General features: G+C 73.8%; 18 protein-coding genes and 1 pseudogene. 8 read left to right on the top strand and 11 right to left on the bottom strand.

Going from position 1 to position 26158, the window contains the following annotated elements; translation table 11 throughout:
• Positions 1–168: 168 nt before the first annotated feature.
• From AC3EQ1_RS25145 to rsmI, 3 genes are all read right to left on the bottom strand, one after another.
• A complete protein-coding gene (locus AC3EQ1_RS25145; RefSeq protein WP_432096607.1) occupies positions 169–1086 on the bottom strand; it encodes a TatD family hydrolase in 918 nt (305 codons plus the stop codon).
• 72 nt (positions 1087–1158) lie between these two features.
• Entirely contained in the window at positions 1159–1629 is a 471-nt protein-coding gene (locus AC3EQ1_RS25140) for a hypothetical protein (protein ID WP_432096606.1), read from the bottom strand.
• 161 nt (positions 1630–1790) lie between these two features.
• The gene (gene rsmI, locus AC3EQ1_RS25135) at positions 1791–2669 is read right to left on the bottom strand and encodes a 16S rRNA (cytidine(1402)-2'-O)-methyltransferase (RefSeq protein WP_432096605.1); all 879 of its coding nucleotides are present in this window, start codon (positions 2667–2669) and stop codon (positions 1791–1793) included.
• A 125-nt stretch (positions 2670–2794) separates the two neighbouring features.
• Here rsmI and AC3EQ1_RS25130 point away from each other — a divergent pair, with 125 nt between their 5' ends.
• The 6 genes from AC3EQ1_RS25130 to AC3EQ1_RS25105 all read left to right on the top strand — a co-directional run bounded on the left by AC3EQ1_RS25130 (position 2795) and on the right by AC3EQ1_RS25105 (position 9942).
• Positions 2795–4540 (top strand): dolichyl-phosphate-mannose--protein mannosyltransferase, encoded by a 1746-nt coding sequence (locus AC3EQ1_RS25130; protein ID WP_432096604.1) that lies wholly within the window; start codon positions 2795–2797, stop codon positions 4538–4540.
• Positions 4541–4616: 76 nt separating this feature from the next.
• On the top strand, positions 4617–6290 hold the full coding sequence (locus AC3EQ1_RS25125) for a penicillin-binding transpeptidase domain-containing protein (RefSeq protein ID WP_432096603.1): 1674 nt from the start codon (positions 4617–4619) through the stop codon (positions 6288–6290).
• A 245-nt stretch (positions 6291–6535) separates the two neighbouring features.
• A complete protein-coding gene (locus AC3EQ1_RS25120; protein WP_432096602.1) occupies positions 6536–7045 on the top strand; it encodes a YbaK/EbsC family protein in 510 nt (169 codons plus the stop codon).
• Positions 7042–7893: an EamA family transporter gene (locus tag AC3EQ1_RS25115; RefSeq protein ID WP_432096601.1), complete on the top strand. Its 852-nt coding sequence runs from the start codon at positions 7042–7044 to the stop codon at positions 7891–7893. Before AC3EQ1_RS25120 ends, AC3EQ1_RS25115 begins: the two co-directional genes overlap by 4 nt.
• A gap of 265 nt (positions 7894–8158) precedes the next feature.
• Complete coding sequence (locus tag AC3EQ1_RS25110) at positions 8159–9373, top strand: helix-turn-helix domain-containing protein (RefSeq protein ID WP_432096600.1); 1215 nt, start codon at positions 8159–8161, stop codon at positions 9371–9373.
• A 92-nt stretch (positions 9374–9465) separates the two neighbouring features.
• Positions 9466–9942, top strand: coding sequence for an ATP-binding protein (locus tag AC3EQ1_RS25105; protein ID WP_432096599.1), 477 nt, complete (start codon positions 9466–9468; stop codon positions 9940–9942).
• A gap of 193 nt (positions 9943–10135) precedes the next feature.
• On the opposite strand, the gene AC3EQ1_RS25100 is transcribed toward AC3EQ1_RS25105, so the two are convergent.
• The 6 genes and pseudogenes from AC3EQ1_RS25100 to AC3EQ1_RS25075 all read right to left on the bottom strand — a co-directional run bounded on the left by AC3EQ1_RS25100 (position 10136) and on the right by AC3EQ1_RS25075 (position 16185).
• On the bottom strand, positions 10136–10720 hold the full coding sequence (locus AC3EQ1_RS25100) for a hypothetical protein (RefSeq protein WP_432096598.1): 585 nt from the start codon (positions 10718–10720) through the stop codon (positions 10136–10138).
• A 529-nt stretch (positions 10721–11249) separates the two neighbouring features.
• Positions 11250–12413, bottom strand: coding sequence for a serine hydrolase domain-containing protein (locus AC3EQ1_RS25095; protein ID WP_432096630.1), 1164 nt, complete (start codon positions 12411–12413; stop codon positions 11250–11252).
• 142 nt (positions 12414–12555) lie between these two features.
• On the bottom strand, positions 12556–13032 hold the full coding sequence (locus tag AC3EQ1_RS25090; RefSeq protein WP_432096597.1) for an organic hydroperoxide resistance protein: 477 nt from the start codon (positions 13030–13032) through the stop codon (positions 12556–12558).
• 101 nt (positions 13033–13133) lie between these two features.
• Positions 13134–13970, bottom strand: coding sequence for an energy-coupling factor ABC transporter ATP-binding protein (locus AC3EQ1_RS25085; protein WP_432096596.1), 837 nt, complete (start codon positions 13968–13970; stop codon positions 13134–13136).
• Between the two features lie 115 nt (positions 13971–14085).
• On the bottom strand, positions 14086–14850 hold the full coding sequence (cbiQ, locus tag AC3EQ1_RS25080; RefSeq protein WP_432096595.1) for a cobalt ECF transporter T component CbiQ: 765 nt from the start codon (positions 14848–14850) through the stop codon (positions 14086–14088).
• Position 14851: 1 nt separating this feature from the next.
• Positions 14852–16185: pseudogene (locus AC3EQ1_RS25075) on the bottom strand (energy-coupling factor ABC transporter permease).
• Positions 16186–16623: 438 nt separating this feature from the next.
• On the opposite strand from AC3EQ1_RS25075, the gene AC3EQ1_RS25070 reads away from it, so the two are divergent.
• Entirely contained in the window at positions 16624–18648 is a 2025-nt protein-coding gene (locus tag AC3EQ1_RS25070) for an MDR family MFS transporter (protein ID WP_432096594.1), read from the top strand.
• Positions 18649–19164: 516 nt separating this feature from the next.
• Here the strand turns inward: AC3EQ1_RS25070 and AC3EQ1_RS25065 are convergent.
• Both AC3EQ1_RS25065 and AC3EQ1_RS25060 read right to left on the bottom strand, forming a co-directional pair.
• Positions 19165–21543 (bottom strand): MMPL family transporter, encoded by a 2379-nt coding sequence (locus AC3EQ1_RS25065; protein ID WP_432096593.1) that lies wholly within the window; start codon positions 21541–21543, stop codon positions 19165–19167.
• A gap of 183 nt (positions 21544–21726) precedes the next feature.
• Complete coding sequence (locus tag AC3EQ1_RS25060; protein ID WP_432096592.1) at positions 21727–22323, bottom strand: TetR/AcrR family transcriptional regulator; 597 nt, start codon at positions 22321–22323, stop codon at positions 21727–21729.
• Between the two features lie 268 nt (positions 22324–22591).
• On the opposite strand from AC3EQ1_RS25060, the gene AC3EQ1_RS25055 reads away from it, so the two are divergent.
• Complete coding sequence (locus AC3EQ1_RS25055) at positions 22592–26044, top strand: S41 family peptidase (RefSeq protein WP_432096591.1); 3453 nt, start codon at positions 22592–22594, stop codon at positions 26042–26044.
• Positions 26045–26158 lie beyond the last annotated feature (114 nt).

Raw genomic sequence — 26158 nt, 5'->3', positions numbered from 1 at the left:
CTCCCCGGCGGATTCCTCACGAGGCTCCCTCCCCGGCTGCCGCGGGGAGGTGCCCCCGGATGTCAGTGTCGGGCCGGGACTGTAGCGGAGGTTTCGTCACGCTCCAAAGTCAACCGACTACGTGGCGTCGCCGGGGAGGGCGCGCCGGGGGCGGTCCGGGTGCCGCCGTCAGTAGCCGAAAGCGCGGGCGGTATTGGCTGCCACGGCCGCGGCCAGGGTGTCCTCGTCCACGCCCTTGACGTCCGCCATGGCCCGCAGGGTGACCGGAATCAGATAGGGGGCGTTGGGCCGTCCGCGGTACGGCGCCGGGGTGAGGAAGGGGGCGTCGGTCTCCACCAGGACGAGGTCGAGCGGGGCGACGGCCAGCGCGTCCCGCAGGTCCTGGGCGTTCTTGAAGGTGACGTTGCCGGCGAACGACATCAGATAGCCGCGCTCCGCGCAGATCTCGGCCATCGCGGCGTCGCCGGAGTAGCAGTGGAAGACGACGGTGTCGGGTGCGCCCTCCTCGGCCAGCACCCGCAGCACGTCCTCGTGCGCCTCCCGGTCGTGGATGACGAGCGCCTTGCCGTGCCGTTTGGCGATGTCGATGTGGCGGCGGAACGACAGTTCCTGCGCGGCCATGCCCTCCGGGCCGGTGCGGAAGCGGTCCAGCCCCGTCTCGCCGACGCCGCGCACCTGCGGCAGCGCGGCGAGGGCGTCGATCTCGGCGAGCGCGGCGTCGAGGGCCGCTTCGCCGCCGGGCTCCCGGGCGCCCTGCCGGGACCAGCCGTCGGGGTCGCCGTGGACGATCCGGGGGGCCTCGTTGGGGTGCAGCGCCACGGTCGCCCAGACGCCGTCGTGGGCGGCGGCGGTCTCGGCGGCCCAGCGGGAGCCCTTCACATCGCAGCCGACCTGGATCAGCGTGGTCACGCCGACCGAGGCGGCCTGGGCGACCGCGTCCTCGACGGTGCCGGACTGCATGTCGAGATGGGTGTGCGAGTCGGCGACGGGCACCCGCAGCGGCTCGGGCAGCGGCGGCGGCACGGCCTTGTCGTCCCGCTTGCCGTTCCTGCCGTCCGTGCCGGGTGCCGATGCTGTTGCCGCCATGGCGGCGATCCTATGCGGACCCCCGGGGCGAGAAGCGGGCGGCTGCCGCGGTCGCCCCGGGTGGCACGTCGGTCACTTGCGGTGGAAGACGTGCAGCAGATCCGCGAAGTGGCGGCGGTGGGGAGCACCGGCGGCGCGGTCCTCCTCGGCGGCCGGGGCCGGAACGACCGGCTCCGCCGACTCCGTGGTCACGACCGGCGGCCGCATCGGTGCCGCCGAGAGCAGCGGACCGGCGATGCCCTGCTCCCCCAGCGCGGCCGCGGCCGACGGGATCTGGCCGGAGCGCATGATCCGCACCACATGACCGTCGCAGTTCCCGCAGACCGGGGTGGTCAGCGGGGACGGCACCCGGCGGCCGTCCGTGTAGTAGGTGACGACGGACCGGCCCTGGGCGTCGGTGTGATGGCGTATCTCGTACGCCTGCTCCCAGCCGTGGCCGCAGCGCATACAGGCGAACGAGTAGGCCTCGTGCACAGGCGGCTCCGACCCGCCGTTGCGGGGTGCGGGGGGAACACTGCGCGAGGTGTCTGCGGTCTCACTCATGCCAGCTCCTCTTGTCCACCGGACAAGCTCTCCGGGACCGGGACGTCCCACCTCCAGTGGACTCCCCGCCCGGCCGGAACACAGCAGGCCCTGCCACCTGTTGGTTCAGATTTTGGGCTTGTTTGTGAAAAGTGCCCCACGCATCGTGCGGCCTTTGCTTATCAGATTAGTCCTTTACCTTCCGAAGGTCCCGTTCGCTGCGCGTTCTTTGCCGCCACGACCGCATCGAACACCTCCCGCTTGGGTAGACCCGCGTCCGCCGCCACGGCCGCGATGGCCTCCTTGCGGCGCTCCCCGGCCTCCTCCCGCACCGCGACGCGGCGGGCCAGCTCCTCCGGGCCGAGCTCCTGCCGGCCCGGCGCGGGGGCGCCCTCGACGACCACGGTGATCTCCCCGCGCACGCCCTCGGCGGCCCACGCGGCCAGGTCCTTCAGCGGGCCGCGGCGCACTTCCTCGTAGGTCTTGGTCAGCTCCCGGCACACGGCCGCGCGGCGGTCCGCACCGAACACCTCGGCCATCGCGGCGAGGGTGTCGTCGAGCCGGTGCGGGGCCTCGAAGTAGACGAGGGTGCGGCGCTCGTCGGCGACCTCACGGAGCCGGCCGAGGCGCTCGCCCGCCTTGCGCGGCAGGAACCCCTCGAAGCAGAACCGGTCGACGGGCAGCCCGGACAGGGCGAGCGCGGTGAGCACGGCCGACGGCCCGGGGACCGCGGTGACCGGGATCTCCTGCTCGACCGCGGCCGCGACGAGCCGGTAGCCCGGGTCGGAGACCGACGGCATCCCGGCGTCGGTCACCAGCAGCACCCGCGCCCCGCCGGTGAGCGCGTCGACCAGCTCGGGGGTGCGGGCGCTCTCGTTGCCCTCGAAGTACGACACGATCCGGCCGGCGGGCTGCACCCCGAGCGCCTGGGTGAGCCGGCGCAGGCGCCGGGTGTCCTCGGCGGCCACCACATCGGCGGCGGCCAGCTCGGCGGCGAGCCGCGGCGGCGCGTCCGCGATGTCGCCGATGGGGGTCCCTGCGAGTACCAGCGTTCCAGTCACGCCCCCATCCTCGCAGGGGCCCGGGGCGCCCCGTCGTCCGCGCTCCGGCGGCGCCGCGCCGGCCGCGCGCCGCCTCCCGGAGCGGGCGGGCGCCATCGCACAGCCACGTTCCCTACGATGGCGCGGTGACCAGTACGACAGGAGCGCCGCCGGTGCGCGCCGAGCGGCCCCCGGGGGCCACGGCCCCGCACCCCAAGCCGACCGCCTGGCAGCTGCGGCTGCGCCGCTTCGGCCACCTGGACCGGCCGCGGACCCCGCTGCGGGACCGGCTGGTGCCGCCGTACGCGCCGCCGGGCACCGTGCTGTGGACGCTGCTGGGCCTCGGTCCGCGCGTGGCGGACCGGCTCGCCCGCTGGTCCGGCTGGGGCGGCCCGCTGCTGGTCGCGCTGGTCGCGGGGCTGCTGCGGTTCTGGCACCTGGGCAGCCCGAATGCGGTGATATTCGATGAGACGTACTACGCCAAGGACGCCTGGTCGCTGCTGCAGTACGGCTACGAGGGCACCTGGCCCAAGAACGCCAACGACCTGATCCTGGGCGATCCGCAGCGCATCCCGCTCAGCCCCGAGCACTCGTACGTCGTCCATCCGCCGGTGGGCAAGTGGACGATCGCGCTGGGCGAGTCGGTCTTCGGGCTGAATCCGTTCGGCTGGCGCTTCATGGTCGCGCTGCTCGGCACCCTGTCCGTGCTGATGCTGTGCCGCATCGGGCGGCGGCTGTTCCGCTCCACGGCGCTCGGCTGCCTGGCGGGCGGACTGCTCGCCGTGGACGGCCTGCACTTCGTGATGAGCCGCACGGCGCTGCTGGACCTGGTGCTGATGTTCTGGATCCTGGCGGCGTTCGGCTGCCTGCTGGCGGACCGGGACCGCACCCGGGCCCGGCTGGCGGCGGCGCTCCCGGCGGACCCGGACGGGACGGTGCATCCGTCCGACGAGGTGGGCGACCGGCTGCGGCTGGGATGGCGGCCGTGGCGGCTGGCGGCGGGGCTGTGTCTGGGCCTGGCCTGCGCCACGAAGTGGAACGGCCTCTACGTGCTGGCCGCGTTCGGCCTGCTCACGGTGGCCTGGGACGTGGCGGCCCGGCGCACCGCCGGCGCCCGACGCGCGTACCGCTCGACGGGCCGGCGCGACCTGCTGCCCGCGTTCTGCTCGCTGGTGCCGGTGGCGATCGTCACCTATATCGCGTCCTGGGCGGGCTGGTTCGCCACCCGCGGCGGCTACTTCCGCGACTGGGCGTCGACCGATCCGCACCGGGGCGGGGCGTGGAGCTGGCTGCCGGACAGCCTGCGCAGCCTGTGGCACTACCAGTCCGAGGTCTACAACTTCCATGTCGGGCTGACCTCGCCGCACACCTACGAGTCGAACCCGTGGAGCTGGCTCGTCCTCGGCCGCCCGGTCTCGTACTTCTACGAGTCCCCCGGCCCCGGCAAGGCGGGCTGCCCGGTGGACGCCGCCGACAAGTGCGCCCGGGAGGTGCTGGCGCTCGGCACCCCGGTGCTGTGGTGGGCCGGCTGCTTCGCGGTGCTCTACGTCCTCTACCGCTGGGCGTTCCGGCGGGACTGGCGGGCGGGCGCGGTCCTGTGCGGGATCGCCGCGGGCTGGCTGCCCTGGTTCCTGTACCAGGAGCGGACCATCTTCCTCTTCTACGCGGTCGTCTTCGTGCCGTTCCTGTGCCTGGCCGTGACGATGATGATCGGGGCGCTGCTGGGGCCGCGGGGAGCGAGCGAGCGGCGGCGGACGCTGGGGGCGGTCGGCGCGGGTGTCCTGGTCCTGCTGATCGTCTGGAACTTCATCTACTTCTTCCCGATTTACACCGGTCAGCCGCTGCCGGTGGAGGCCTGGCGGAACCGCATGTGGCTGGACACGTGGGTCTGATCGCGTAGAGTGCGCCGCGATCGCGCTCTTAATCGATTGATTAAGAGGACAGAGAGACACTCTGGGGGTTTCTCCAATGCGGAGTGGCGGTAAGGCCGCTGTCATCGGCGGCATCACGGCCTTGGTGCTGGGAGCTGCCGGGTACGGCGCGTACGCGCTGCTGGACGGCCCGGCCGACGGAACGGCCGCGGACGGCAAGCCGTCGGTGAAGACCGGCCCGCCGGATGCGGCCGAGGTCAGGAAGGCCACGCGGGGGTTCCTCGCCGCGTGGGGCTCCGGCGACCCGCGGCAGGCGGCGAAGTACACCGACGACCGCGAGGCCGCGGCGACGGCGCTGCGCGCCTACCGCACGGACGCGCACATCTCCGAGGTCCGGCTGGACCCGGGCGCCCGCCGCGGCGGCACGGTGCCGTTCGACGTGGAGGCCCGGATCTCCTACGGCGACCGGACGGCCACCTGGACGTACTCCTCCGAGCTCGACGTGGTGCGCGAGCGGCGGACCGGGCGGGCCGTGGTGAACTGGCAGCCCTCCGTGGTCCACCCCGAGCTGCACGCCGGGGACTCGCTGAAGACGGGCGAGGCCGAGGCGCCGCCGATCAAGGCGGTCGACCGCAACGGCACCCCGCTGACGGAGAAGACCCACCCGGCGCTCTCCGGTGTGCTGGCCAACCTGCGCGAGCGGTACGGCGACAAGGCCGGCGGCACGGCCGGGGTGGAGCTGTGGATCGAGCGCGCGGGCGGCTCGGACGACGCCGCGGGTGCCTCCCCCGACACCTCCGCGGCCGGCAAGAAGGCCGAACAGCCCGACAAGACGCTGAAGGTGCTCTCCAAGGGCACCCCCGGCACGCTCCGCACCACCCTCGACGCCGCGCTGCAGACCCGGGCCGAGAAGTCGATCAGCAAGCACGGCAAGGCGGCCGTGGTGCTGAGCAAGGCCCGTACCGGGGAGATCCTGGCCGTCGCCAACTCTCCCGCCCAGGGCTACAACACCGCGCTCCAGGGCTCGCTGGCCCCGGGCTCCACGATGAAGGTCATCTCCTCGGCGCTGCTCATCGACAAGGGGCTGGCCGGCTGGGGCAAGCAGCACCCGTGCCCGAAGTACGCGCCGTACGGCGGCTGGAAGTTCCAGAACGACAAGAAGTTCGAGATCAAGAACGGCACGTTCGAGCAGAGCTTCGCCCGCTCCTGCAACACCGCCTTCATCACGCAGGCGGAGAAGCTGAGCGACTCCGAACTCACCAAGGAGGCGCGGGACGTCTTCGGCATCGGCCTGAACTGGCAGACCGGCGTACCGTCCTTCGACGGCGCCGTCCCGGTGCAGTCCGCCGCCCCCAAGGCGGCCTCGCTGATCGGGCAGGGCGGGGTCCGGATGAACCCGCTCACCATGGCGTCGGTCGCCGCCACCGTGCGCACCGGCTCGTTCCACCAGCCGTACCTGGTCGCCCCGTCCCTCGACAAGCGGAAGCTCGCCGAGGCGGCCCGCCCGCTGTCCGCGGACACCGCGCAGCAGCTGCGCAAGATGATGCGGCTGACCGCCACCCAGGGCACGGCGGCCGAGGCGATGGCCGGACTGGGCGGCGACATCGGCGCCAAGACGGGTTCGGCGGAGGTCGACGGCCAGAAGAAGCCGAACGGCTGGTTCACCGCCTACCGGGGCGACCTGGCCGCGGCGGCGGTGGTCCCCGAGGGCGGCCACGGCGGCTCGTCGGCGGGACCGGTGGTGGCCCAGCTGCTGCGCGCGGGGGGCTGACCCGCCCGGCAGCGCAGCGGAGAGGCAAACCGACGGCCGCCCGTCCCCGGAGGTTTCCGGGAGGGGCGGCCGTCCCGGTGTGACCCTCGCCGCACCCGTACGGCCGCGTGGCCCATCCCGGGCGACCGGACCCGGCCGAGGCCCGGAAACGCGCGGGGAGTTCGGCGGACCGGGGGACAGCCGGACCCCGGCGTGCGCGGAATCACCATCGCGTGGCCCATGCACCTACCGCTAGCGTCGAGGCCATGGCATCACCCGACAACGCCCCGGACCGGCCCACAGCACACGCCCATCCCCGCTTCGCGGAGGCCCTGCGCGAACTCGGCCTCGACGTCGAGGTCCGCCGCTTCCCCGACGCGACCCGGACGGCCGCCGAGGCCGCGGCCGCCATCGGCTGCTCGTTGGATCAGATCGTCAAGTCCCTGGTGTTCGCGGCCGACGGCGTTCCGGTGCTGGTGCTCCTGGACGGCGCGTCCCGCGTGGACCTGGAGCGCGTGCGGGCCGAACTCGGTGCGGCGGAGGTCCGGCGGGCGGACGCGGCGCTCGTCCGTGAGACCACCGGCTACGCGATCGGCGGGGTGCCGCCGTTCGGGCACCGCACCCGCACCCGGGTCCTCGCGGACCGCGGACTGCTCCGCCACGGCGTGGTGTGGGCCGCGGCCGGCACCCCGCACACGGTGTTCGCGCTCGACCCGGAGACCCTGACCGGCCACGCGGGCGCCACGCTCGCCGACGTGCGGGAGCGGGAAGCGTGACGCCTCTCGTCGCGGCGGCGGTGCTCCTCGCCGCCGTCACCCACGCCGGCTGGAACGCCATCGCCCACCACATGAAGGACCAGTTGGTCGCGTTCACCCTGGTGAGCGGCGGCGGCGCGGTGTGCGGCGCGGTGCTCGCGTGCTTCGCGCCGCTGCCCGCCCGGGACGCCTGGCCGTATCTGCTCCTCTCGGCCGTGCTCCATGTCGCCTACATGTCCCTGCTGATGCGGTCGTTCCGGCTGGGCGACTTCGGCCAGATGTATCCGATCGCCCGGGGCACGGCTCCTCTGGTGGTGACCGTCCTCGCGGCGGTCTTCGTCGGCGAGGTGCCGGACGGCTGGGCCTCGGCGGGCGTCGTGGTGGCGTCGGCGGGGCTGGTGGGGCTCGCGCTGTGGGGCATCCGCGGTTCGGGCACCCGCCCGCACTGGCCCGCGATTCTCGCCGCCCTCGGCACCGGCCTGGCGATCGCCGGATACACCGTCGTCGACGGCATGGGGGTCCGGGCGTCCGGCACCCCGGTGGGCTACATCGCCTGGCTGATGATCCTGGAGGGCGTGGCCATCCCCGCCGTCGCCCTGGCCACCCGGCGCGGCGCCCTGCCCGCCCAGCTCCGCCCGTACGCGGTGCGGGGCCTGTGCGGCGGCGTGCTCTCGGTCGCCGCGTACGGCCTGGTCCTGTGGGCCCAGACCCGGGCCGCCCTCGCCCCGATCGCCGCGCTGCGCGAATCGTCGATCATCGTCGGGGCCGCCATCGGCACGGTGTTCTTCAAGGAACGCTTCGGCACGCCCCGGATCGCGGCGGCGGCGCTGATGGTGGTGGGCATCGGGCTGATGCTGCATACGAGTTGAGGGCGGGGACGGCCCGGCGGCCGGTGTACCGCCGCCGGGCCGTCCCGGCGCCGGGTGTGCGTCAAAGGGTCCTTGCACGATGAGCGCCCAATGAGGCCTCGCGGCCCGGGCGGGCACAGTGCACGGTCCCGCAAGGCCCGAGGATGTGCGGACGGGCTCGCGGTGCGTCTTGCGAGCCGGGCCAACGGCCCGATGTCCCCCGCGGGTTGCCCCGGGGCACCGCCGGGCGGGCGTACCGTGGACGGTGACCCGGACGGGGGTGACCATGGCTGACGCTCTGACCATCGGGGACCGGCTGGCGGCGCTGCGCATGCGCCGCGGCACGACTCAGGAGCAGCTCGCGGAACGGGCCCGCCTCAGCGTGGACACCGTACGCAAGCTGGAGCAGAACCAGCGCCGGACGGCACGGCTGACCACGCTCAACGCCCTGGCGCGGGCGCTGGATGTCGAGACCTCGGTGCTCGTCGGTCAGCCGACGGTGCTGGAACCGGCGAACGGCGCGGACCCGCCCAGCCTGCTCGCCCTGCGCCGCGCCGTCACCCCGCTCGCGGAGATCCCCGGCCTGGACGCCGGTGAGGACGACGTACCGCCGCCCTCCCTCCCGCAGCTGCGGGCCTCGCTGCGCTCCACGGAACTCGTCCGGCGGCGGGGCGAGTTCACGCGGATCACCTCGGTCCTGCCGGTGCTGATCGCGGACGCTCGGGCAGCCGTGCGGGCTCTCACCGGCGCCGAACGAGCCTCCGCACAGGCGGTGCTGGCGGAGGCGTACCAGGTCGCCGCCACCACGCTGGCCGGGCTCGGCAAGGAGGACGCCGCCTTCACGGCGATCGAGCACTCCGTCGCGGCTGCCCGGCGCTCCGACGACCCCCGCCTGGAGACGATGGCGATCTCCTGTCTGTCCTGGATCTTCACCAAGCAGGGGCGGATCGACGACGCCGAGCGGGTGGCGGTCGCGACCGCGGAGCGCATCGAGCCCGGTTTCCGCTCGGCCCCGGTCGATCTGTCCCTGTGGGGCATCCTGCTGCTGCGCGGGGCGACGGCGGCGGTACGGGCCGAGCGGGGGGACACCGCGCGCGACCTGCTGTCGCTGGCCTCGGCCGCGGCGGCCCGGATCGGCACGGACCGGCTGGACTACGCGACGCCGTTCGGCCCCACCAACGCCGCCGTCGCCGCGGTGAACGCCTATGTGGAGATGGGGCAGCCCGGCAGGGCCATCGAGCACGCACAGCAGGTGCGGGACACCTCCTCGCTGCCGCCGACCTGGCTGGCCAGGCACCAGGTGGACCGCGCACTCGCCTACGCCGATCTGGGGCACGACGACCGTGCGGTCCGTGCGCTGCTGGCCGCCGACCGCACGGCTCCCGAGTGGATGCGCTACCACGCCACCTCGCGCCATCTGGTCGCGGAACTCCGGGGCCGGGAACGCCGACGACACTCCCCCGTCCGGGATCTGGCGATGCGGCTACACATCGAGGAGTAGGAGTAGGAGTAGGACACCGTGTCCCGGTGGGGGTCCCGGGTCGCACCGCCCGTCCCTGTCACCGCACCGGCTCCCGCAGCATCCTGCCGACCATGACAGAACCTCTCGGGGCGGCTGCGACCGCTCCCCGCTCGGTGCGCGCCTCCGCCGAGGCCGCATGGCGATTCCCCCGCACCCCGCGGAGCGTTCCGCTGGCGCGGGCCGTGCTCCGTACCCAGCTCGCGGCGTGGGAGACGGATGCGCGCACCGTCGACACGGCATGCCTGGTGCTCTCGGAGCTCATGACCAACGCCCAGGTGCACGCGCGCGTTCCACCGGGGCGGGAGATCGGTGTGCGGTTCGCCCGGCAGCCGGGCTGCCTGCGCATCGAGGTAGCCGATGCGAGCACCGAGCCCCCGGAGCCGCGCGACGCCCGGGGCGAGGACGAGCACGGACGGGGATTGGCCCTGGTCATCGCACTGGCGGAGAACTGGGGCGCGTGCCCCCGCCGTCATGGCATCGGCAAGGTCGTCTGGGCCGAGATCGCGACGTCGGCCGGAGCGGAACGGGCTGATCCGGACGAGGTCTGACGGAGGCATCCGAGCAGGGGCGGGCCGGGGTGTACGCCGCGCACCGCCCCGGTGCCCGGCCCCGCGCAGACACGGAGAAGCGGGGCCGGGCAGTTTCGGAGGGTTTCCGCGGGGGCGGGATCCCCGGCCTGGTGCGGTGTGCTTCGGCGCCGGGACGACGTGACACCGGCGGGCCACCGGCCCAAAGAGCCTCTCAGCAGCGGAAGAAGACGCCCCGCACCTCGTGGAGGATGCCCTCCCACACGTCGAACCAGCCGACGAAGGTCTTGTCGTAGAAGTGGTGGAAGCAGTGCCGCCGCTCCCATCCGCACTCCAGGCGGAAGTCGTCGTTCGGGAAGCCCCAGGAGTACACGGTGCCGCCGGCCTGGTTGCGGAAGTACAGGCCCTGCGGGGCGCCCAGCGGTTCGCCCGGGGCGCCGCGGCCGGTGCGGAAGCCGTGCGACGTGGCGAAGTAGTCGAGCGTGACGTGGACGAACGGGACGCCGGTGTGCGGGTCGGACGCCTGGGTCGCGGTCACCGTGACGTTCTCCAGGGTGGCGATCGGGGCGTGCGCCGCCGTGAAGAGCTTCCCCTGGAACGTCATGGTCTTCGACAGCGCCCGCACCGTGTGCGTGACGTCCTGGCCGAGGCCGAGCATATGGCTGATCCGGGGCTCCAGCTCCAGTTCCTGGAGCTCGGGAAAGGAAATGCCCTTGTCAGGGAGCATTTCGAGCGTTCCGGTCTCGAACGGCAGATCCGCTACGGCCCGCCCCGGCCGTTCCTGGGCCTGGCTGGACATGGTGGCCTCCTCCGTCGGCGCGTCGGCGCGGGCCCTGCCGGGCGACGGGGCCGAGCGGCCCGGACCGGCGAGAAGCAGGTTCGCGAACGCCCCGGCTCAGCCGCATTGACGACCTCAGTCGCACGATCGACGGCTCAGCGACGCGATCGGCCGTGCTCCGGCAGGTCGTCCGCAGGGCTCGGCGTCGTGCGTCCATGCCCGGTCCGTGCGCAACAGAGGGCAGTTGCCCGGCCCGGCACACGGCCGACGGCATGGACGGTGTTCTTCCATCGTCCAACGGGATCCGGCCCGGTGCATCCCGGCCGTCGCGCCCCCTGCGCGGGGCGGCCCGGCCCTCGTACCTCCCGCGCGGTGCATCCCGGGCCGTGGCACCGCATGCGCGGGGCATCCGGGGCCCTGAGCTGCCGACTTCCACCACGCGGCAGCGCCCACCCGACGCCAGCACCGGACCCGCACCGGACCCGGGAGCCGTTGTACGCCGCGGCCGTCACCCCCGGACCTGCCCCGGCGTCGAGCGCCCCGCGCCGGCTCAACCCCGCCGTGCCGCCAGGCACTCCCGGACCGCGCGGACCAGGGCCTGTGCCCGCGGATCGGCCGTGACGTTCTGCTGCATGCCGTTGGTGACGTAGCCGAAGGAGATGCCGGACTCCGGGTCGGCGAACGCCAGCGAGCCGCCGCGCCCCGGGTGGCCGAAGGAGCCGGGCGCGAGGAGCGGGGACGCCGGGCCGTGCAGCATGTAGCCCAGGCCGAAGCGGGTGTTGACGACGAGGACCCGGTCCGGTCCGGTGGACTCCTCCGTCCGCGCGAGGGTGAGCGTCGCGGGCGCCAGCAGACAGCGGCCGCCCGGCACCGGGCCGATCAGCGCGGCGTAGAACCGGGCCAGGGAGCGGGCGGTGGCGATCCCGGCCGAGGCGGGGAGTTCGGCCGCGCGGTAGCCGGGGGCGTTCTCGTCCGGCAGCGGGTCGATGGCGGTGAAGGCGCGCCGGGTGAGGGAGCCGGGGTCGTGGTAGGCCTCGGAGACCGAGCGCTTGGGGCGGACCTTCAGCCCCTGCGAGGCGGGCGGTTCGGGGGCCGTGACATCGCCGATCCGGCCGACCCGGTGGGCCTCCTCCGGGGGCAGTCCGAGCCACAGGTCCAGGCCGAGGGGCCCGGCGATCTCGTCGGCGATCCAGCGTCCGATGGTGCGGCCGGTGATCCGCCGCACCAGTTCGCCCAGCAGCCAGCTGTAGGTCTGGGCGTGGTAGCCGTGCGCGGTGCCCGGCTCCCAGGCGGGTGCCTGGGCGGCCATCGCCCGGGGCCCGCTGACGCCGTCGGTGGCCTCCTCGGGCGTGAGCGGGGTGTCGAGCACGGGCAGCCCGGCGCGGTGCGAGAGCAGATGCCGGACGAGCACCCGTTCCTTGCCGTTCGCCTTGAACTCGGGCCAGTAGGTGCCCACCGGGGCGTCCAGGTCGAGCTGGCCGCGCTGATGCAGCATCAGCGGTACGGCGGCGGCGACGCCCTTCGTCGCGGAGCGGACGATCTGCGCGGTGTTCTCCTGCCAGGGTTCCGAGCCGTCGGCGTCGGCGGTGCCCGCCCACAGGTCGACCGCCTGCCCGTCACGGGTGTGGACGGCGACCGCCGCGCCGCGTTCCCCGCGTAGGCCGAAGTTACGGACGAAGGCGTCCCGGACCGGCTCGAAGCCGTCCACCACCATGCCCTGGACGTCCACCACTGGTGCGTACTCCTGCCACGACTCGTAACCCGACAACCTCCCCATGGTGCCTGGGCCGCCGCGGCGGCCCGACGGCGGGGCCCGTCCGGCGGCCGGGGTGGCGGAGCGGCCCGGCTACGGAGCGTCAGGAGAGCATGATCGAGACGTCGATGTTGCCGCGGGTGGCGTTGGAGAACGGGCAGACCTGGCGGGCCTCGGCCACGAAGCGCTCGGCCAGGGACTGGTCGAGGAGCGGGAGGGAGACCCGGAGCGCCACGTCGAAGCCGAACGCGTCGGCCTCCGTGGGCCCGAGGCCCACCTTGGCACTGACCGTGGCGGCGGTGAGGTCGTGCCCGGCGCGGTCGCCGACGAGAGCCAGGGCGCTGTGGAAGCAGGCGCTCCAGCCCGCGGCGAAGAGCTGCTCGGGGTTGGTTCCCACGCCGTCGCCGCCCAGCTCGCGGGGGATGCCGACCCGGACGTCGAGCTGCCCGTCGGGAGTGCGGAGAAAGCCGTCACGGCCGCCGTGCGCGGTGGCCTCCGCCAGGTAGACGATCTCCGCCGGCCGGATCGGAGCAGGGGTCGCCGACCGGGGCGGGGCAACGGTCGGGAGGTCCTGGAGCATGCGGGCCCTCACAGGTGAACAGGTGCGTTCAACATCATCGGGCTCAACGTACCGGGCTGCCGGACCCTTAAGTTACCGGGGGGTAGCTACCGTGGGTACGGTCAGCCGGCGGGGACCGTCACCGAGCGCGGATCGAAGCCGAAGGGCAGCTCCAGCCGGTGGGCGCGCATCAGGTCCGCGTCGCACAGCAGGTCCTGGGTGCGGCCGTCGGCGGCGATCACGCCGCCGCTGAGCACCACCGAGCGCGGGCAGAGCTCCAGGGCGTACGGCAGGTCGTGGGTGACCATGAGCACGGTGACGTCCAGCGACCGCAGGATGTCGGCGAGCTCCCGGCGGGAGGCGGGGTCGAGGTTGGACGAGGGCTCGTCCAGCACCAGGATCTCCGGCTCCATGGCGAGCACCGTGGCGACCGCGACCCGGCGCCGCTGCCCGAACGAGAGGTGGTGCGGCGGCCGGGCGGCGTACTCCGCCATGCCGACGCGCTCCAGCGCCCGGACGACGCGGTCCTCCAGCTCCGGGCCGCGCAGCCCGGCCGAGGCCGGTCCGAACGCGACGTCCTCCCGGACGGTGGGCATGAACAGCTGGTCGTCCGGGTCCTGGAAGACGATGCCGACCCGGCGGCGGATCTCCGCGAGGTTCGGCTTCGCCACCGGGAGCCCGGCGACGCTCACACTGCCCGCGCCGCCGGTGAGGATGCCGTTGAGGTGCAGCACCAGGGTGGTCTTCCCGGCGCCGTTGGGGCCCAGCAGGGCGACCCGCTCACCGCGGGCCACGGTCAGATCGACGCCGAACAGCGCCTGGTGGCCGTCGGGGTAGGCGTAGGCGAGCCGGCTGACCTCGAGCGACGCGGGGACGTCGGCGGACGCGGGGTCCGGGGCTGGGGCGGGGTCCGGGGCGGACGCGGGGTCCGGGGCGGGGGCGGCGGTCACGGGGTCCATCCCATCAGGCGGGTCCATCCCATCGGGCGGTCCAGGTCGTCGGGCGGTCCAGGTCGTCGGACCAGCAGTACGGGTCGTCGCGTGCGGTCCGGATCGTCGCGTGCGGTCCAGGTCGTCAGACAAGGGTCCATCCCATCAGGCACACGACGAGGGCCGCCGCGGGGAGGGCCGCGGCGCACGCCCACTGGGCGCGGGACGCCGTCACGTCGTCGATCACCGGCATGCTGCCCGCGTAGCCGCGGCTGACCATCGCCAGGTGCACCCGCTCGCCCCGCTCGTAGGAGCGGATGAACAGCGCGCCGGCCGAGGTCGCGAGCACCTTCCAGTGGCGCGGGCCGGTCGCCTCGAAGCCGCGCGAGACCCGGGCGATCCGCATCCGGCGCATCTCGTCAGTGATCACGTCCCCGTAGCGGATCATGAACGAGGCGATCTGCACGAGGAGCGGGGGCAGCCGCAGCCGCTGGAGACCGAGCAGCAGCGAGCGCAGCTCGGTGGTGGAGGCGAGCAGCACGGAGGCGGCGACGCCGAGGGTGCCCTTGGCCAGGATGTTCCAGGCGCCCCAGAGGCCGGAGACACTGAGCTGGAGGCCGAGCACCTCGGTCCGGGGGCCGCTCGCCACGAACGGCAGGAAGAAGGCGAAGAGCACGAACGGCACCTCGATGAGCAGCCGTTTCAGCAGCACTCCGGCCGGAATGCGGGCCGTGGCCGCCACCGCGGCCAGCAGCAGCGCGTAGCAGCCGAAGGCCCAGAGGGCCGCCCGCGGGGTGGCGACCACGACGAGGACGAAGCAGAGCACCGCCGCGATCTTGCACTGCGCCGGGAGCCGGTGCACCGGCGATGCGCCGGGCCGGTAGAGGCGGTGGGCGTGCCCCGCTCCCATGTCAGCCGGTCGCGGAGGAGTCGCCCGGACCGGTGTCGGGGCTGCGGCGGCGGATGACGTAGAAGAAGCCGGTGCCCACGAGCAGGGTCGCGCCGACGCCGATCACCCCGGCCAGGCCGCCGGAGAGCCGGGGGCTCTCGACGTCCTTGGTCTGGTAGTCGGCGAGCGGCGAGTTCGCGAAGGTGTGCACCTCGACCTTGGTGTCCATCTTGTGGTCGGCGGCGACCTTCTCCAGGCCGTCGGGACTGGCGGAGGCGTAGTAGCTGAGGCCGCCCGCGAGCAGCAGCGCGGCCAGGACACCGATGATCCACAGGCGCCGGGTGCTGAGCCGGGTGCGCTTCCCCGGCGCGGGCGTGCCGGATTCCGGTGCGGACGGGGTCGCGGTGGCCATGGCGGCGTCCTCCTGCGGTGCGGTGGCCTTCGGTGCCGCGGCCTGCGGTGTTGCGGCTTTCGGTGCCGTGGCCTGCGATGCGGTGGCCTGCGGTGTTGGGGCCTGCGGTGTTGGGGCCTTCGATGCGGCGGCGTTCTCGTCGTGATCCGCGGTGCGTGCCATCAGGCGCTCGCCTCCCCGGAGCGCGCCGGGCCGTCCTCCGCGGGCTTCCGTCCGACGGCGGTGGCGCCGGACGGAGTGGCTCCGGACGGGGCGGCGGGGGCGGCGACGGGCGGGGTGCGCAGGGTCAGCGAGGGCCGCAGACCGCGGGCGCCGTAGACGAGATCGGGGCGGACCGCGAGCACGGCACCCACCGTCAGCGCGGTGATCGCCGCCTCGCCGAGGCCGATGAGGACGTGCACGCCGACCATGGCGGCGAACACCGTGCCCAGGGGCACGTCCTTCGTCCCGCCGAGGGCGTAGAGCCCGGTGAAGGCGACGGCAGCGGCCGGTACGGAGACCAGCGCGGCCACGAACGCGGCCGCGGTGACCGAGCCGCGGTTCTGCGGCAGCACCTTCACCAGCAGCCGGAACAGCGCGTAGGCGACCAGCACCGTCACCACGGCCATGTCGGTGATGTTGACGCCGAGCGCGGTGAGCCCGCCGTCCGCGAAGAGCACCGCCTGCATCAGCAGCACCACGGAGACACAGAGGATGCCGGTGCACGGGCCGACGAGGATCGCGGCGAGCGCGCCGCCGAGCAGGTGACCGCTGGTGGCCACGCCGACCGGGAAGTTCAGCATCTGCACGGCGAAGATGAAGGCGGCGACGAGACCGGCCAGCGGCGCGGTGCGCTCGTCCAGCTCACGCCTGGCCCCGCGCAGGCTGACGGCGACCGCGGCAGCGGCGACGACGCCGGTGGCCACGGACACGGGTGCGTCGATGAATCCGTCGGGGACATGCATGGGCGGGGCTCCGCTCCGGCGTTGTGGTGAACATTCAATGATAGGCGCCGACTGCGAACCATATGCAAGAGCACAGTCACCGCGGAACGCCGGGGGTCCGGGACGACGGCGCCCGGCGCGGCAGAGCCACGCGGGTCCCGGGAGCTCCGGAACGGTCCTCCTGACGCCCGGCGCGGCAGAGCTTCGCGAGGCCCGGGGCCCGGAACAGTTCTCCCCGGCGGTTCCGGAACGGTTCTCCCCGGCCGCTCCGGAGCAGTTGTCCCGCCGGCTCCGGAACGGTTCTCCCGGCGCCGGGGCGGGGCGCTCCGCGGGGGCCTCCGGGGCGCGCGGGGAGTCCGAGGTGGCGGGGCCGGACTTCTGACCAAATCCTGGAGAGGACGCCGCGCAGGAGTCATCCGGGGGGCGCGGGGCAGGCGATCCGCGAGGGAGGTCGACGCCATGCTGACGGCTGCCGGACCTTCCGTTGCCCCGCCCCAGCTGAGCCGGCGCCGCACCAACGCGGTGTTCGCGACGGTGGTCCTCGGGCTGATGCTGGCCGCCCTCGACCAGCTCATCATCTCCACGGCGCTGCCCACGATCGTGGCGGAGCTGGGCGGCTCCGGGCACATGGCGTGGGTGATCACGGCCTATCTGCTCACCGAGACCGTCGCGACCGTGCTGGTCGGCAAGTTCGGCGACATGTTCGGCCGGAAGGTCGTCTTCCAGGTGAGCGCGGGCATCTTCGTGGTGGGCTCCCTGCTGGCCGGCTCGGCGCAGAGCATGGCGATGCTGATCGGGGGCCGGGCGATCCAGGGCGTCGGCGGCGGCGGTCTGATGGTCACCGCGATGGCGCTGATCGCCGACGTCATCCCACTGCGGCAGCGCGGCAAGTACCAGGGCGCGCTCGGCGCCGTCTTCGGCATCACCACCGTGGTCGGCCCCACCCTCGGCGGGGTCTTCACCGACCAGGCCACCTGGCGCTGGTGCTTCTACATCAACATCCCGATCGCCGCCGTCATGGTCGTCATGGCCGCCCGGACCGTCCCGGTGATCCGCGCGGCGGCCCGCCCGGTGATCGACTACGCGGGCATCGTGCTGGCGGCGCTCGGCACGTCCGCCCTCGTTCTGGGCCTGGAGTGGGGCGGGAGCACCTATCCCTGGACCTCCGCGACCGTCATCGGCCTGCTCCTCGGCTCGGTGCTGCTGCTCACCGGGTTCGTCTTCGTGGAGCTACGGGCCCGGGAGCCGATGCTCCCGATGGAGCTCTTCCGGAATCCGGTCTTCACGGTCTGCTCGATCCTCAGCTTCATCGTCGGCTTCGCGATGCTCGGGGCCCTGACCTATCTGCCGACGTATCTGCAGTTCGTCGACGGCATCACGGCCACCGCCTCCGGGGTGCGCACCCTGCCCATGGTCATCGGGCTGCTGACCACCGCCCTGCTCGCGGGCGAGGTGGTCAGCCGCACCGGCAGATACAAGATCTTCCCGATCCTGGGCTCGGCGCTCACCGCACTCGGGCTGTTCCTGATGTCCACCATGGGCAGCAGTACCGGCGTCTGGCTGGAGCTGCTCTACATGTTCGTGCTGGGGCTGGGGATCGGCCTCACCATGCAGGTGCTGACGATCGCCGTGCAGAACACCGTGCCGTACCACGACCTGGGGGCCGCGACCTCCGGGGTGACGTACTTCCGCACCCTGGGCAGCGCCTTCGGCACGGCTGTCTTCGGCAGCCTCTACAGCAGCCGGCTGGAGCCGAACCTCGCCGAGGCGCACGCCGCCTCCCCCGGCGTCCCGGACGGGCTGGTGCGCAGCCCGAAGGGGCTCCACTTGCTGCCGGACGCGCGGGCCGCCCCGTTCATCGACGCATACGCCGACACCGTGAACGACGTCTTCCTCTGGGTGGTCCCGGTGTCGCTGGTCGGCTTCGCGGTGGCGCTGTTCCTGAAGGAGGTGCCGCTGCGCGACAGCGCCCGCGCGGAGGCCTCCGACCTGGGCGAGGGCTTCGCCGCGCCCGACAGCCCGGACACGGACCAGCAGCTCGCACGGGCCGTGGCCGGCGTGCTGCGCAGGACCGGCGGGCCGGTCACCCGGGAGCTGCTGGCCGACTGCGACAGTCCGCTCTCCCCCGGCCAGGCCTGGGCGATCGGTCAGATCCACTGGCGGGCCCGGGTCCGCGGCGGGGCGTCCCTGACCGAGATCGCCGGGGCGCACCGGATGCCGACGGAGGTGCTGGAGCCGGTGTTCCAGCGGGTCGCGGAGGCGGGGTACGCGCTGCGGGACGGCGACGGGCTCCGGCTGACGGCCGCCGGCCGGGCCGAGATCGACCGGCTGACCGCTGCCTGGCGGCACTGGCTGGACCAGCGGCTCGAGGACTGGGACGTCACCGACGCGGCGGACCGGGCCCGGCTGGACCGGGCACTGGACCACCTGGCGGCGGAACTCCTGGAGGAGGCGGAGGCACAGTATGTCCGGACACCGGTCTGACCGGGGGCGGCAGGACTGGGAGCGGTCCGGCGGGGACCGGTGTGCTCGGAGCGGTGCGGGCCGACGGGGGCGGAAGCGCTCGGGGGCAGGCGGGGTGCCGGGGACGGAAGAGCTCCGGGCCGGGCAGGGCGCCGGGGACGACCGGGAAAGCCGGGTGCACCGGACCGGGCCGGGCCACGGATCGCAGCCGGGCAGGGTGCCGGGGACGACCGGGATCGCCGGGTGCGCCGGGTGCGCCGGGCCGGACACCGATCGCGGCCGGGCGGAGTGCCGCTGACAGCCGGGGACGCCGGGTGCGCCGAGCCGGACCGGACCACAGGTCGCAGCCGGCCGCGGTGCCGCGGAACGGAAACCGGCCGCGCCGCGCTGCCGCGTAGCGGAACGGAACGCAACGGAGCCCGGCCGGTGGCTCCGTGAGGAGTCCACCGGCCGGGCCCGCGATGCGCCGTTCCCCGTCCCCACGGGACACGGCGCGGTCCGGGGGACGGAGCCGCTCTTGTCGCGTCCCCCGGAGATTCAGGTCCGGCTGTACTCCGGATCGCTCTCCTCGTCACGGCGCGGAGCAGCGGCAGGGGCAGCGGCGGCAGGGGCGTCGTGCGAGGCGGAGGCACCGTCCGGAGCACCGGCCTGAGCACCGGCCTGAGCCGGGACATCCGCGCCGCCCGCCGGGACACCAGCGGCGTCCGCGGCGTCGTCCGAAGCCCCCGCCACGTCATCCGCAGTGCCCGCCGGCGCGTCCCCGAGGTGCTTCCGCAGCCCCTCGCCCTCCACGTCGACCTGCGGCAGCACCCGGTCCAGCCATCGCGGCAGCCACCAGGCCTTCCCGCCCAGCAGAGCCAGCACCGCGGGCACGATCGTCATCCGCACCACGAAGGCGTCGAAGGCGACGGCGACCGCGAGGCCGAAGCCGATCATCTTGACCATCGACTCGTCGCTGCCGATGAAGCCGGCGAAGACGCTGATCATGATGACGGCGGCGGCGGTGACCACCCGGGCCCCGTGCCGGAAGCCGGTGACGACCGCCTGAGCGGGCCGCTCCCCGTGGACGAACGCCTCCCGCATCCGGGTGACCAGGAAGACCTCGTAGTCCATGGCCAGGCCGAAGACCACGCCGACCAGGAAGATCGGCATCATGCTCATGATCGGTCCGGTCTGCTCGACCCCGAACAGGTCGCCCAGCCAGCCCCACTGGAAGACCGCCACGACCGCGCCGAGGGCGGCGACCACCGAGAGCAGGAAGCCCAGTGCGGCCTTGAGCGGGACGAGGATGGACCGGAAGACCAGGATCAGCAGCAGGAAGGCCAGGCCGACGACGAGCCCCAGGTAGGGGAGGAGGGCGTCGTTGAGCTTCTGCGAGACATCGATGTTCATGGCCGTGGTGCCGGTGACCATGAGGTCCGCGCCGTCGTCGGCGGCGGCGTCGCGGGTGTCCCCGCGGATCTCCTTGACCAGGTCCTCGGTGGTGAGGCTGCTCGGCTCGGAGTCGGGCACGACGGTCAGTGTCGCCGTGTCACCGGCCTTGTTGAACTGGGGCGGAGTGACCGCCGCGACGTCGTCGAGCCGGGAGACGGCCTTCGCCACCGCGCGGACGGCGGCCTGCGGATCGTCGCTGTCCTTGGCGTCCACCATCAGCAGCAGCGGGCCGTTGAGTCCCGGGCCGAAGGCGTCCGCCAGCATGTCGTACGCCTTGCGCTGGGTGGTGCTCGTGGGCTGCCCGCCGTCGTCGGGCAGGCCCAGCTCCAGGGAGGCCGCGGGGACGGCGACCACACCGAGGCCGATCACCCCCGCCAGCAGCACGGTCACCGGGCGGCGCAGCACGAAACGCGCCCAGCGGGTCCCGCCGTTGGGCTTGTCCGCCGCCTTCGGGGCGTCGCCGCGGCGTGCCTTGCGGCCCAGCACGCGGCGGCCCGCGAAGCCCAGCAGCGCCGGGATCATGGTGAGCGCGATGAGGACGGCGATCAGGACGGTGCCCGCGGCGGCGAAGCCCATCTTGGTCAGCAGCGGGATGTCGACGACCGCGAGGCCGGCGAGGGCGATGACCACGGTGAGGCCCGCGAAGACGACGGCGGAGCCCGCGGTGCCGACGGCCCGCCCCACCGCGTCCTCCGGCTCGCGGCCCTCGGCGAGTTCGGTCCGGTGGCGGGAGACGATGAAGAGCGCGTAGTCGATGCCGACCGCGAGGCCGATCATCGTGGCCAGCGTGGCGGTGGTGCTCGACAGATCGAGCGCGCTGCCGAGCGCGGTGATGGCGGACACCCCGATGCCGACCCCGATCAGGGCGGTGAGCAGCGGCATTCCGGCGGCGAGCAGCGAGCCGAAGGTGATGACCAGGACGACGGCGGACACCGCGATCCCGATGACCTCGGAGGCCCCGCTCTCCGGCATCACCTGGAGGGCGTCACCGCCGATCTCGACGGTCAGGCCGGCGTCCCGGCCGTGCTTCCCCGCCTCCTTCAGCTCGTCCCGCGAGGACTCCTCCAGCTCGAACCCGGAGACCCGGTACGAGACCTGGGCGTAGACGGTCCGCCCGTCCTTGCTGACGGCCTTGGCCCGGTACGGGTCGACGACGCGCGCCACCTGCGATCCGGACCGCAGTTCGCGGACGACCTTCTCGGCCGCCGCCTTGTGCTCCGGGTCCGTCATCCGCTCGCCGTCGGGGGCGCGGAGAACGACGCGCGCGGTGCCGCCGTCGGCGTGCATGCCCGGGAAGCGCTCGTCGAGCAGGTCGAAGGCCTTCTGCGCCTCGGTGCCGGGGATGGAGAAGGAGTTGGCGGGCGGCGAGCCGGCGGACGAGGCGCCGAACCCGACCGCGGTCAGCAACGCCACCCATATGAGGGCGACGAACCACCGGCGCCGGTAGGAGAACCGGCCCAGTCGGTAGAGGAAGGTGGCCATGACGGAACTGCTCCCGTGGGATCGAGGGGTCGAACAGGGCGTACTGGGACGGCCCGACGACGAGAGCGGCGCGTCAGGAATGTCGGATCCGGGCAGTGCGGAGTGCGGTCGAACGGACAGGGACGGGCGGGTCGGAGGGACGGGACAGGCTCCGGGGGGACGGTGACGGAGCGTGTGAGGGCGTCAGGATTCGAGGGCGGGCAGCACGACGGCGTGGATGAACTGCTCCAGGCAGTCGACGTCCATCGGCAGGTCGTCGATCAGGGGCCGCGCCACGAAGGCGCCGATCAGCATGTGGGGGACGAACTCCAGCGCGGGATGGCCGGCCCGGATCTCCCCGCGGTCGACCGCCCGCCCCAGCATCCGCTCCAGCCCGGTGAGTTCGGGCTCGATGACCAGCTCGCGCAGGGCCCGGTGCAGGTCGGGATTGCGGTAGACGGCGTGGGCCAGCCCGCGGAGCAGGGCGGTGTCCTTCTCGATCTGGGTGTCGCTGGAGCAGTTCAGCATCTCCGCCAGGTCGCCCCGGAGGCTCCCGGTGTCGATGCCCGCCAGCGGGACCGGCCCGCCGTGCCGCAGGGCGGTGGCGACCAGCTCCGGCTTGCCCTTCCACTGGCGGTAGAGGGTGGCCTTGCTCGAACGGGTCCGGGCGGCGATCGCGTCCATCGTCAGGGCGTCGTAGCCCTGCTCCCGGAGCAGGTCGAGCACGGCCGCGTAGAGCTCGCTCTCCCGCTCGGGGGTGAGCCTTGTGCGCCGGGCCGGTGCGCCGGAAGCCGAAGTCACCAGGGCCTCCCATCGAAGGAACTTGGAACGAAACTGTTTCGTACACCAGGAGGGTAGGCCCGTCCTCAACGAAACGCAACCGTTTCGCTGAGGGATCCGCGGTACCCGGAAGCCGGGTGGGCCGCAGACCGGGAACCGAGGCGGGCACCACGGGCCCTCCGGCTCCGGAGCCCCGGGCCCCGGAGCCGGAGGGCGACCACGAGTTGCCGGGGCCCGGCGCCGCCGAAACCATGGGAGGAAGCGACGGAGCAGCGAACAGAGGACTGCAGTGAGCGACGGCGCGTACCTCCGGTTCCCGCACCTCCACGACGGCCTGCTGTGCTTCGCGGCCGAGGACGACCTGTGGGTGGCGCCCCTCCCCGCTGCGGGAGCGACGCCCGGCCGGGCGCACCGGATCACCGTCGACCGGACCCGCGTCGGCCACCCCCGCTTCTCCCCCGACGGCACCCTGATCGCCTTCACCACCTGGCGCAGCCTCGACCCGGAGATCCATCTCGCCCCGGTCGCGGGCGGGCCCGCCCGCCGCCTCACCTACTGGGGCAGCACCGACACCCGGGTCTGCGGCTGGACCCCGGACGGGCACATCCTCGCGGTGGCCTCGCACGGGCAGCCGTTCTCCTACTACTCCTGGGGCTACAAGGTCTCGACGGACGGCGGCCCCGGCGGGCGGCTGCCGTGGGGCCCGATCTCCGACATCGCGGTCGCGGACGTCGCGGCGGGCGGTCCCGGCGATCCCCCGGGCGCTCCGGCGGAGGGCACCGAGCACCGCACCCTGCTGCTCACCGGCAAGCCCCCGCACGAGCCCGCCTCCTGGAAGCGGTACCGGGGCGGCGCCACCGGACGGCTGTTCCTGCACGGCCGCCGGCTGCTGCCGGAGCTGAACGGCCATCTGGACTGCCCGATGTTCGTGGCCGGCCGGATCGCCTTCCTCTCCGACCACGAGGGCATCGGCAACCTCTACTCCTGTCTCCCGGACGGCTCCGACCTGCGGCGGCACACCGACCACGACCGGTTCTACGCCCGCCACGCGTCCACCGACGGCTCGCGGGTCGTCTACCAGTGCGCGGGCGACCTCTGGCTGGCCGAGGACTTCTCCCCCGCCGGGGCCCCGCGGAAGCTGGAGGTCCGGCTCGGCGGTCCGCGGGCCGGGCGCCGCCGCTACCAGATCCCGGCCTCCTCCCACGTCGACTCGCTCTCCGTGGACGACACCGGCCGGGCCAGCGCGATCTGTGTGCGCGGCAGCCTCTACTGGCTGACCCACCGCGACGGACCGGCCCGCACCATCACCGATGTGCCGGGCGTACGGATCCGGCTGCCGGAGATCCTCGGCCCGACGGGGCGCGTCGCCTACATCACCGACGCCGAGGGCGACGACGCGGTGGAGATCGCGCCGCTGCCCCGGGCGGGCACCACCGGGGCCCCGCAGCGGATGGCCGCGGGAGCGCTCGGCCGGGTGCACGGACTGGTCGCGTCCCCCGACGGGCAGCGGCTGGCGGTGGCCACGCACGACGGACGGCTGCTGGTCCTCCGGGTGCCGGCCGAACCTGCGGCTACGGCAGGCGGTGACGGACCGGACGACGGGAGCGCGACGGCCGGGAGCGGACCGGCCGGCGAGGGCGGGACAGCAGGCGAGGGCGGGACGGCCGCACCCGCCGGCGGGCCCGCCGACCCCCGCGCCGAGCAGCAGGAGGCCGAGGTCACCGAGGTGATCCGCTCGGCCAACGGACCGGTCCGGGATCTCGCCTTCTCCCCCGACTCGGCCTGGCTCACCTGGTCCCACCCGGGCATCGGCCGTTCGCTCCGCCAGATCAAACTGGCCCGGCTGACCGACCGGCACATCATCGACGTCACCAACGGGCGGTTCGAGGACGAGGAACCGGTGTTCACCGGCGACGGCCGCTATCTGGCGTTCCTCTCCTGGCGCGGTTTCGACCCGGTGTACGACGTGCACACCGGCGACCTCTCCTTCCCGCTCGGCTGCCGCCCCTACCTGGTCCCGCTGTCGTCGGCGACGCCCTCGCCGTTCGCGCTGTCGGCGGAGGGCCGGACGGCCGCGGGCGGTCTGGACCCGGTGGACACCCAGGGCGACGGGTCGGTGCTGGTGGAGGCCGAGGGACTGGCCAGCCGGGTCACCCCGTTCCCGGTCGCCGCCTCCAAGTACTCGGCGCTGCGCCCGGTCGCCGGCGGCGGGCTGGTGTGGCTGCGCTGGCCGATCTCCGGCGCACTCGGCGAGACCTTCGCGCACCCGGCGGACACCACGGGCCGCCCGACGCTGGAACACTTCGACGTCGTACGGGCCAAGCGCACCGAACTGGCCTCCGGCCTCGACTGGTTCGCGGTCAGCGGCGACGGCACCCGGCTGGTCGTCAACGACGACGGGGACCTGAGCGCGGTCCCGGCGACCGAGACCGGCGACAGCGACTCCACCGTCCATCTCGACCTGCGGCGCATCATGCACGAGGTGGACCCGGAGGCCGAATGGCGGCAGGCGTACGCGGAGGCGGGCCGGATCGTCCGGGCCTACTACTGGGAGCGCCACATGTGCGGCGTCGACTGGGACGGGGTGCTGGACCAGTACCGGCCGCTGGTCGAACGGGTCGCCTCGCCCGACGAGTTCGCCGACCTGCTGCGCGAGGTGCTGGGCGAACTGGGCACCTCCCACGCCTACGTGGCCCCCGCCCGCCGCAACGAGGGCCCGCCGCACTACCAGCGCCCGATCGGGCTGCTCGGCGTCAACTTCGCGCACACCCGGGACGGCCGCTGGGCGGTGTCCCGCATCCTGCCGGGCGAGTCGTCGGACTCCCGGGCCCGTTCCCCACTGGCCGGGTCCGGCATCCGCGAGGGCGCCGTCCTCACCCAGGTCGACGGGCGCCCGGTCGACCCGGTGACCGGCCCGTTCCCGCTGCTGGCGGGCGCCGGCGGCACCACCGTGGAGCTGGCCTTCGAACCGCCCGGGGGCACCGGCCCGCCGCGCCGTGTGGCGATCGTGCCGCTCATCGACGAACGGCCGCTGCGCTACCAGGACTGGGTGGCCAAACGGCGCGCGGTGGTCCGGGAGGCCGGCGGCGGCCGGTGCGGCTATCTGCACATCCCCGACATGGGCGGCTCCGGCTGGGCCCAGTTCAACCGGGACCTGCGGATGGAGATGGCGCGGGACGCGCTGATCGTGGACGTCCGGGGCAACGCGGGCGGCAACATCAGCGAACTGGTGGTCGAGAAGCTGACCCGGACCATCGTGGGCTGGGACCTGACGCGCGACGCCCAGCCGGTCTCGTACCCGTCGGACGCCCCGCGGGGCCCGGTCGTCGGCCTCGCCGACGAAATGACCTCCTCGGACGGCGACATGATCACCGCCGCCTTCAAACTCCTGGGCCTGGGGCCAGTGGTGGGCCTGCGCACCTGGGGCGGCGTCGTCGGCATGACGGGCCGGCACCGGCTCGGCGACGGCACGGTCATCACGGTGCCGATGAACGCCGCCTGGTTCGAGGGCTACGGCTGGGGCGTGGAGAACCACGGCGTCGAGCCGGACATCGAGGTGGAGCGCACCCCGCTGGACTGGGCCGAGGGCCGGCACCGGCAGCTGGACGACGCCGTGGAGATCGCCCTCGACCTGCTGGAACAGCATCCGCCGGTGGTCCCGCCGGACCACTCGCGCGTACCGGACCTCCGACGGCCGGAACTGCCGCCCCGGGACGGGGGCTGCCCGGCACCGGGAGCCTGACTCCGGCCGGGTTCAAGCCGGACACGGCGGCCGGTCCCCGGGGCGCTCGGTCACCGGCGCGCTCGGTCACCGGCGCCTCGGCCCCGGAGCGAGCGCCCGGTCACCCGCGCGCCG

This window comes from Streptomyces sp. bgisy100, from assembly GCF_057709105.1.
This window is presented reverse-complemented; position numbering and strand designations above follow the sequence as displayed.